Annotated in this window: 1 protein-coding gene; it reads right to left on the reverse strand. The window is 47.4% G+C overall.

What is annotated here, in order from left to right:
• Position 1: 1 nt before the first annotated feature.
• Positions 2–1138: a flagellin gene (locus tag UF05_RS08915; protein ID WP_020840219.1), complete on the reverse strand. Its 1137-nt coding sequence runs from the start codon at positions 1136–1138 to the stop codon at positions 2–4.
• Positions 1139–1216: the final 78 nt, after the last annotated feature.

A 1216-nucleotide genomic window follows, 5' to 3' on the forward strand; every position in this document is an offset into this window, starting at 1 on the left:
ATTAACCTAGAAGACTTAGCGCTGAGTTTGGCGCTTGTTTCGCTTGCGCAAGGATTGAGCTTGACGCTTGCGATAGAATTTGTGACTTGGTCATTGCCGTCGTTTCTTTCGCGAAGTCGGTATCTTTGATACGGCTCTTCGACGCGTTCACGTTCTCGTTAATGTTGTCCAAGTTGCTGATTGCATGGTTGAAACGGTTCTGGAATGCACCCAGCTCTGCACGGTGGCTGTCTACGTATTTCAGTGCCGCATCAATGATCGCGACTGATTCTTGTGCGCCGCCAACTGAAGTTACGTCGATAGTATCAACCGTAACGTTTTTCTTGTTGTCGCCTAGGCCTAGTTCACCAGACAGGCCGCCAGAGAATGACACTTCGCCTTCTACTTTGTTGTTACCAGCAAAGATTTGCAGTTTGCCATCTTGGTCTACTGACGCTTTCACTAGGTCTGTTTGACCGTTGATGTACGTTGCTAGCTCTTCAATGTCATCGCCCGCTTTCGCGTTGATGTTGATTTCTTGCTCTTGACCAAAGCTGTCTGTTAGGCTGATTTTTAGGTCGTTTTTGCCTTGTGCAACGTTCCAGTCTTTGCCTTTACCGCTTTCAGCTTGGTAACTCACACCGCCCATCATTTTGTTGTCTGAGCGCATGTCTTTAAGCTCAAGCATTACTGCTTCACCGTTATCAGCACCGATTTGGAACGATTTCGCACCATGTGTGCCGTTTAGTAGCTTGTTACCACCAAAAGAGGTGGTTTCTGCGATACGGTTTAGTTCGTCGTTTAGTGCTGTCACTTCTTCTTGAATCGCAACGCGCTCTGCTTTCGAGTTTGAGCCGTTTGCTGATTGTAGAGACAGGTCACGCATACGTTGTAGGATGTTGGTGGTCTCGTTCATTGCACCTTCAGCAGTTTGTGCAATAGAGATACCGTCGTTCGCGTTGCGAACAGCCACATCCAGGCCACGGCTTTGTACGTTCAAACGGTTCGAGATTTGTAGACCCGCAGCGTCATCTTTTGCGCTGTTGATTTTGAAACCCGAAGACAAACGCTCCATTGAGGTTTGTTGTGCTGAGTTTGCGTTGTTTAGGTAACGCTGAGCGGTCATCGCTGATACGTTAGTGTTTACATTCACTGCCATGGTGATTTCTCCAATTGATTTTCCGATGTAGCGGTTTCCGACGTCTCGGAAAACCAAGTAGTTCTCTCAAAGTTACTT

This window comes from Vibrio sp. S457-15 (assembly GCF_000960545.1).
Lineage (GTDB): Bacteria > Pseudomonadota > Gammaproteobacteria > Enterobacterales > Vibrionaceae > Vibrio > Vibrio parahaemolyticus.

What these genes read in the sequence shown, in the direction of transcription:
- UF05_RS08915 (WP_020840219.1), bottom strand. Translation starts at nt 1,138, where the DNA reads ATGGCAGTGAATGTAAACACTAACGTATCAGCGATGACCGCTCAGCGT.